At 66.6% G+C, this 7,087-nt stretch carries 7 protein-coding genes and 1 pseudogene; all 8 read right to left on the reverse strand.

All coding sequences use genetic code 11. The features are described 5' to 3' along the window. Positions 1-86 precede the first annotated feature (86 nt). Positions 87-218: pseudogene (locus AC13HU_RS27860) on the reverse strand (MerR family transcriptional regulator); the annotation flags it as partial. Between the two features lie 133 nt (positions 219-351). After that, complete coding sequence (locus AC13HU_RS27865; RefSeq protein WP_483044715.1) at positions 352-1,662, reverse strand: aminotransferase family protein; 1,311 nt, start codon at positions 1,660-1,662, stop codon at positions 352-354. Positions 1,663-1,687: 25 nt separating this feature from the next. Further along, positions 1,688-2,764: a ketoacyl-ACP synthase III family protein gene (locus tag AC13HU_RS27870; protein ID WP_483044716.1), complete on the reverse strand. Its 1,077-nt coding sequence runs from the start codon at positions 2,762-2,764 to the stop codon at positions 1,688-1,690. 84 nt (positions 2,765-2,848) lie between these two features. Then, on the reverse strand, positions 2,849-4,429 hold the full coding sequence (locus AC13HU_RS27875) for an amino acid adenylation domain-containing protein (protein WP_483044717.1): 1,581 nt from the start codon (positions 4,427-4,429) through the stop codon (positions 2,849-2,851). Further along, complete coding sequence (locus tag AC13HU_RS27880; RefSeq protein WP_483044721.1) at positions 4,430-5,152, reverse strand: thioesterase II family protein; 723 nt, start codon at positions 5,150-5,152, stop codon at positions 4,430-4,432. A 40-nt stretch (positions 5,153-5,192) separates the two neighbouring features. Next, complete coding sequence (locus AC13HU_RS27885; protein WP_483044718.1) at positions 5,193-5,447, reverse strand: phosphopantetheine-binding protein; 255 nt, start codon at positions 5,445-5,447, stop codon at positions 5,193-5,195. Positions 5,448-5,481: 34 nt separating this feature from the next. Continuing rightward, the gene (locus AC13HU_RS27890; protein ID WP_483044719.1) at positions 5,482-5,694 is read right to left on the reverse strand and encodes a hypothetical protein; all 213 of its coding nucleotides are present in this window, start codon (positions 5,692-5,694) and stop codon (positions 5,482-5,484) included. 63 nt (positions 5,695-5,757) lie between these two features. Continuing rightward, positions 5,758-6,705 carry a chlorinating enzyme gene (locus AC13HU_RS27895; RefSeq protein WP_483044720.1) on the reverse strand — a complete coding sequence of 316 codons (948 nt, stop codon included), beginning with the start codon at positions 6,703-6,705 and terminating at the stop codon, positions 5,758-5,760. Positions 6,706-7,087 lie beyond the last annotated feature (382 nt).

The raw sequence follows: 7,087 nt of genomic DNA on the forward strand, positions 1-7,087 counted from the left end.
ATCCGAAACGGTGTGGCCGGCCCCTGCCCGGCCGGCCTGTCGGATCCGGCCCCGACACTCCTGCGCGGCGTTCCCGGACCGGACTTTCAGGCGACGAGCAGCCGGAGACCGAGTTCCGCCGCGTCGAGGGCGACGAGTTCGCGGTTGCGCTCGGCCCATCGGCCCGAGGAGAGGTCGTCGCGGAGCTTGCCCACCGCCCGCGACCGCCACGCCTTTGGCCGACATGCGGAAAGTGCCTCCCGACCGGGGCGGGGGCCCTGGGCAGGCCCCGCCATCCCGGATCGGAAGGCACTTTCGCGTTCTCGCCCAGGCTCCGGTCGTCCTGCGCGCACGACGACCGGAGCGCCGGAGCTACAGCTGCTGGACGACCGCCGGCCGCAGAGTGGACACCACGCTCGCGAACCGCTGCGCCGCGAACTCCGCCTCCTCCGTGGACATCGTCAGCGGCGGCATCAGCGCGACGGTATCGGGCGTGTAGTGGACCAGCAGGCCCTGCCGCCGACATGCCGACTCCAGGTGCCGCCGGTCCTGCATCGAGAGCGGGCTGCCGTCCTGGTCCACCAGGTCGATCGCCACGTACGCACCGACGGCCCTGACCCCCCTGAAGGTGGGCGCCCTGTCGAGCAGGCCGCCCAGCTGATCGCACAGGAGCTGGCCGAGCGCCCGCCCGTTGGCCACGAGGTCCTCGGACGTGTACGCGCGGATCGCCGCGAGCGCCGCGGCGCAGGAGACAGGGTGGCCGTCCGTGGTCGACGCGTGGGCGAACACGGTGCTGCTGGTGTCGAACGCCTGGTAGATCCGCTCGGTGGCCAGGACGGCACCGAGCGCCGCGTAGCCAGCGGTGATGCCCTTCGCGAGGCACATGATGTCCGGCGAGACCCCGGAGATGTTCGCCGCGAACATCTCACCCATCCGACCGAAACCCGTGAACGCCTCATCGAAGATAAGCAGGATGTCGTTCTTCGTGCAGTACTCACGTGCGGCGCGCAGGTACTGGTTGCTCAGGGACTGTCCGTTCCGCCCCTTCACCGGCTCGAGGATGAACGCCGCGATACGCTCCGGCCCCAGCGCGTCCAGGCGGGCGGCGAACTCGGCGACAGGGTCGTCAGCCGGTTCCGGGATGTGGCAGAAGCCGTCCGGCATCGGACCGAACAGCCAGTGCATGATGCGCTGCCCGCTCGCCGCCATGGCCGCCATGGGGCTGCCGTGGTAGCTGTCGCGAAGACCCACGACGAGGCGCTTGTCCGGCCGGCCGCTGTTCCGGTGGTACGCGCGGGCCATCAGGACCGCGCTTTCGACCGCCGCGCCGCCCGTGTGGCAGAACCGCACCCGGTCGAGGCCGGCGGGGGCGATCGCGGTGAGCTCCCGTGCCAGGTCGACAACCACGGGAGCCGGCAGCTCCCACCGCACCATGCAGACGTAGGGCAGGTCGCGGGCCTGACGGCACATCGCCTCCACGACATCGGTCCTGCCGTAGCCGAGCATCATGTTGCCCACCCCGGCGCGGGCGTCGAGGGCGCGATGTCCCGAGGCGTCGACCAGCCAGGACCCCTCCCCCCTGACCCAGATGTCACCCGGCCCGCTCTGGTCGAGGATCGCTGACGTGGGGACGGTCCCGTGCCAGAGAGGATAGTTCTCCCGGTCCCATGTGCTCGGCGTCACGGCCATGTCCTCCCCGGCTTCCGTACTACTTCTCGGGCGCCTGGACTACGGCACATGTGAAGGTGTACCCGCCGGTTCCCTGGATGAGCATTCCGAATTCGCCCGGGTTGAGGCCGGCCTCGATGTCCACCAGGTTCGCCGGGAAGTCCCCGGCGCCGAGGCAGCCGGTGGTGCACTCCAGGTAGCGAGGGTCCCCCCCGATGAACTCGCTGATGGCGGGTTTGAACATGCCCTCGCGCATGGTCCGGGTCAGCCGCGGCAAGGCGACGCAACTGACGTCCTTGGGCTCGATGTCGGCGTTGCGCAGGGCCCGCATGACGAGCTCGTACAGTTTGGGGACGGCGAGCTTGACCATTCGCGCCGCCGCGCCGGACTCCCTGAACACCTTGTTGGCCCGCCGGAGGTCGATCGGAGTGCCGTGCCCCAGCGGAACGGAAGTGAACGGGTCGTCCCCGCGCATCTGGAACTCCCACTCGGAGTCCGTCATCATCTCCAGCGAGCGCAGGTGGAGAAGGTCGCCGCTCCCGCCGGACCGGCCGAGCAGGACTGCGGTCGCCGAGTCCGAGTAGGCCGCGTCGTCGTCACTCGCCCAGCGGCTGAATCCGGGCGGGGAGAACCGGTCCGCGGTGGTGACCAGGGCCGCGCCCGCGCCGGGCGTGGCGACCAGCCATTTGGCCGCGATCTGCAGCGCCACGGCGCCACCGTTGCAGAGCTGTTGGACGTTGATGGGCAGCGCGTCGTTGATGCCGGTCCCGCGGGCGACGTAGTGCGCCGGCGACCACATGTCGAAGCCTTGGTGGTAGCTGTGGGAGTGGATCAGGCAGCCGATGTCGGCCGACTCGACTCCGCTGCCCTCCAGGGCCCTCCCCGCGGCCAGTATGGCCATCTCGGGCGGAGCGATGTCGTCCGGGGCCACGTGCAATTCCGTGACACCGATGCGTTCGATATCCGCCGGAGTGACCTCGCCCTCGGCGGGGCCCTTTTTGCTCGGCGGCAGCCAGAGGGTGGCCGCCTTGATGCTCAGCCCGGTCCCAGATCCCTTGCCGGACTGCGCATCAGCGGGCCGTGCGTCGACCGTCGGCGATTGATTGATCGTTGTCACTGGAACCTCATTCTTCTCTCGTCTTCGTTCTGTGTTCCCGCAGTCCGAGCATGCGCGCCCGGCGCCCGCATGCCGTGTACGTTGCTACGGCAGCGGGATCTCCTGGTACTGCCGCTGGGACAGGAGTGCCCTCCGGTCGACCTTGCCCGAGCCCGTCAGCGGCAGGCCGCCGCAGACGTGGATCTCCCCGGGCAGCATGTAGCTGGGAATCTTCGTGACCAGGTAGTCGTGGCACGCCCGGGGCGTGCAGGCATCGTTGGCCGGCACCACGAACGCCACCACGACCTTCTCGCCGGAGTCTTTCTCGCTGGTGGTGACGTAGCTCTGCTTGACGTGCGGCACCTGGTTCATGAAGTGCGCGATTTCCCCGAGCTCGATCCGGAAGCCGTTGACCTTCACCTGGTCGTCCAGCCGCCCCTGGAAGACGACGTTGCCGTCGTCCCGGCAGAACCCGCGATCCCCGGTGTGGTAGAGCCGTACCGTCTCTCCGTTGATGTCGTACTCGACGTACTTCTTATCCGTCAGCTCCTGCATCCCCAGATAGCCCGGCGACAGCCCCGGCCCCGCCAGACACACCTCGCCGACCTCGCCGGGCGCGCACAGCACACCTTCGTGGACGACGTAGAGGGAGGTGTTCTGGATGGGCAGTCCGATCGGCAGCGCGGACTCGCCCAGCACGGAGTCCCGGACGGGATAGTAGGTGGCGAAGACCGAGCACTCGGTCGGCCCGTAGACGCTGACCACCTTGTCGTTCCCGTAGTGGTTCCGCGCCATTTCGATGTGCCGCAGGGAGTGCGCCTCACCGCCGGTGAGGATGGTCTGGACGCTGTCGAGAATGCCGGGGGCCTCGTCGACTATCACGTTGAAGAGTGCCGTCGTCACGAACACCGCGGTGACGCCGTTCTGCTGGACGACGCGCTTGAGCTCCGAGAGCCGGACGAAATCCGACGGATAGAGCACGCATGTCCCGCCGTGCAGCAGCGTTCCCCAGATCTCGAAGGCCGCGGCGTCGAACGGCACCGACGCCAGCTGCGGGATCACGGAGTTCTCATCGAGGGTGACGAAACGGGAGCTGAACACCAGGCGGACGACGCCCTGGTGCCGGATCGGCACACCCTTGGGAGAGCCCGTCGATCCCGACGTGAACACGATGTAGGCGATGGAGTCCGGAGAGACCCGCAGCGGGGGGTTATTCTCGTCCGCGTCCAGCGCGGGCCGGTCGACGGGGACCACACGCATGTGCCCGAAGCGGGTCGCCATGGTGTCGGCCGCGTCGGTCAGCAGCGTCGTGCAGCCTGCCTGGTCGAAGATCCCGCCCAGCCGTTCGTCCGGCCAGGTGCGGTCGAAGGGGAGGTAGGTGGCACCGCACTTGATGATCGCCAGCATGGCGATGATCATTTCCGGCGAGCGCTTGACGGACAGTCCCACGACGTCGCCGGGTTTCGCCCCGGCCGCGCGGAGTCGCACGCTCAGGCTGTTTGCCAGGCCGTTGAGTTCGCGGTAGGTGAGCGTCCGGTCCTGATGGACGACCGCGACGGCTTCCGGACGACGGCTGGCAGATCCCTCGAAGAGTTCTTTCAAGCTCTCCGCCGGATAGACGGCATCGGTCGTATTGATTTTCTGATGAATGGATAGAGCCTCTTCGGAAAAGGCGATGTTCTCCATTCAATTCCCCAGACGTGTGTTGACGATTCTTGTCACGTACTCCGGATGGCTGTCCACGAAGAAATGCCCCCCAGGAACTTCGATTATCTCGCAGTGCCGCTCGGTGAACCTGCTCCAGCCGTGCATGCTCTGCCAGGTGTCAATCGGATCATCCGGGCTGTACAAGGCGGTGATGGGAACGTCCACGCCGGACGCGTGGCGGTGGTCCCATATCTCGGCGAGCTGGATCTCGCTGCGCACCGTCGGCAGGAGGAGGCGCATCAGCCGCTCCTCCTCGAAGAGCCCCGATGGGGTGCCGCCCATCTTCGCCACCGCGTCGCGGAAGTCGCTCTCCGCCATCTGGTGCATGTACGGGCGCGGTTGCGGCGAGTCCGGGCTCCGGCAGCCGGAGACGAACAGCCGGCGCGTCCGTCCCGGGAACCCGGCCGAAGCCAGGTGAGTCAGTTCGTAGGCGAGCCGGCCACCGAAGCTGTGGCCGTAGAAGGCGTGGCGGCGGTTCAGATACGGCGACAGCGCCTCGAAGACATCGTCCACCAGGGGCCGCCACCGGTCGTAGCGTGCTTCCTTGAGGCGGTGCCCCCGGCCGGGCAGTATCACGCACAGCAACTCGATGTCATGCGCGATCCCGCCGCACCAGGCACGGTAAGTCTCGGGGCTGCCGCCCGCGTACGGAAAACAGAACAGAGTGCGGGCAGGCTCCGCCGTCGCAGCCTTGAGGGTCATCACCCACTTGTCGTTCGTAGCCGCCACCACGGTGACCGTGCTAGTCCGCTACCGGGTCGGCGTGCTTGCTGTGCCGCTGGATGCTGGCCACGATGTCCGTGATCCGGCTCTCGGTGAACAGTTCGTCCGGCGGAAGCGAGTCGTCGCCGAACTTCCGCTCCGACCGCTCGATCAGTTTCACCGCGGTGAGTGAGGTGCCGCCGGCCTCGAAGAAGTCGTCCTCGCCGCCGGATACCCGCAGGCCGAGCTGCTTGCACTCGTCGATGACCCAGGCCAGCAGCGTTTCCGATGCCATTCGGTTGTCCGTCCCGCTCATGTTTTTGTTTCTCCTAGTGTCTCGTGATCGCTTCACTGTCGGCTGAATTGGACATCGTCAGGGATTTCGCCTTCTTCAAGAAAGCGAGGAAGTCGCGCCGTTCCTGTTCGGCGTGCACTCGTCGATGCCCCTCGGTGGACCAGAGCACGATCCGGCGCCGTGTGGCCGTGTCCGCAGGCACGTCCCGACTGCTCGCCAACTCCCGCAGCTCGGCGGCCTGTTCCACAGCGAGCTCCGTGCCAGTAGAACGGTACACATAAGATCAAATAACGCCGACAGGGTCACGGGACTAGTGCTTGGGGAATCGGAATCCGTTGACGGTGCTCTCGATGAAGCGGTTGTGGCCGAACCGGTTCTCACCGGACACCAGCACGCAGCCGTACTTCTCCAGGCTCGCCCGCGCGCCGAACTCCTGGAGCTCGTCGGAGTGCGGGTAGACCTGGACCTGGGTCGGCAGGTAGCGCGAGGCGAAGCCGAGCCGCATCTGGTCGGTCTCGCCGCTGTGCGGGTGGGACGCGTGCATGAGCGTCGACCAGAAGAGAATGAACTGTCCCTGGCGCATGACCTGGGAGACGGCCTTGGACTCGTCGGGGCTCCAGTCCGGGTCCTTCTGGAGCTGCCGGTAGTCGTAGCCGAACAGGCCGCGCTTGACGCCGTCCTTGTCCAGCTGGTTGATGATGTCCGGGTTGTAGTCCATCACCTTGGACTCGTCGTAGTTCATCGACGTGTGCGTGCCCGGGATGAACTGGAGGCAGCCGTTCTTGATCGAAGCGTCCGTGAAGGCGGTCCAGGCGGTGACGGTGCCTCCGAACTCCGCGTCCTCCGGCCACACGATGTGCGGGTGCTTCGAGCCGTCGACGCTGGAGAAGTTGTCCGCCTGGTGCCAGTCCGTTCCCTCGTCGCCCGGGTACTTCGGGAAGAGTTCGGTACGCCAGCACAGCGTGTCGGGACCGAGGATGCTCGACACCCTGTCCACGATCTCCGGCCTGGTCACGTGCTCGGCGAGGAAGTCGACGTCGATGTGCCGGTCGTAGCCGGCCGCCAGGTTCGTGTTGCCGGACTCCGTCCGCCCCTCGGCATATATGGAGTTCTTTGTCTTGAGGAGCTTCGGCCTGATCTGCCTGAGATTTCCTTCCATCTCTTCTTCGGTGTAAAGGTCGAAGGGGCCGAGATAGCCGTCCCGGGCAAACTTCTTCAGCTCTTCGGCGCTCAGTGCGAAGGTTTTCGTGCTCGCCATGATTTCTCCTTGATCCTATATCGCGCTCGAAGACGTCACTCAGAGCGCAATAAGTCTGGATACTGCGGCCGCCGGCGGCTCGGTGGCTGTAGTGCCGGAAATTAGACGAAGAACCGAGAAAGGAAGCTACCTGCGGAATCCTCCGGTCGACAACCCCTATCGGCAACCCCTATCCGGCGGTCCGAAACCCAGGGCCCCGGCGTTTGCCCGGCTCGTCCTGATTTGATCGGTTGATGTCGGTGGTGGGCCCCGGGACAGGGCGGTTTCAAAGTCTGAGTGAGCCTGTGTTCGTGCTGGTCAGGCGATTCCGAGCAGGTTCAGGGGGCGGGTGAAGGGCTCGTAGGACATCTCGCGGAGGGCGGCGGCGATGTTGAGGTGCCCG

It is taken from the genome of Streptomyces sp. NH27 (genome assembly GCF_056859195.1).

Coding starts and splice junctions, on each gene's coding strand:
- AC13HU_RS27875 (WP_483044717.1), bottom strand. CDS start 4,429: ATGGAGAACATCGCCTTTTCCGAAGAGGCTCTATCCATTCATCAGAAA.
- AC13HU_RS27880 (WP_483044721.1), bottom strand. CDS start 5,152: ATGACCCTCAAGGCTGCGACGGCGGAGCCTGCCCGCACTCTGTTCTGT.
- AC13HU_RS27885 (WP_483044718.1), bottom strand. CDS start 5,447: ATGGCATCGGAAACGCTGCTGGCCTGGGTCATCGACGAGTGCAAGCAG.
- AC13HU_RS27895 (WP_483044720.1), bottom strand. CDS start 6,705: ATGGCGAGCACGAAAACCTTCGCACTGAGCGCCGAAGAGCTGAAGAAG.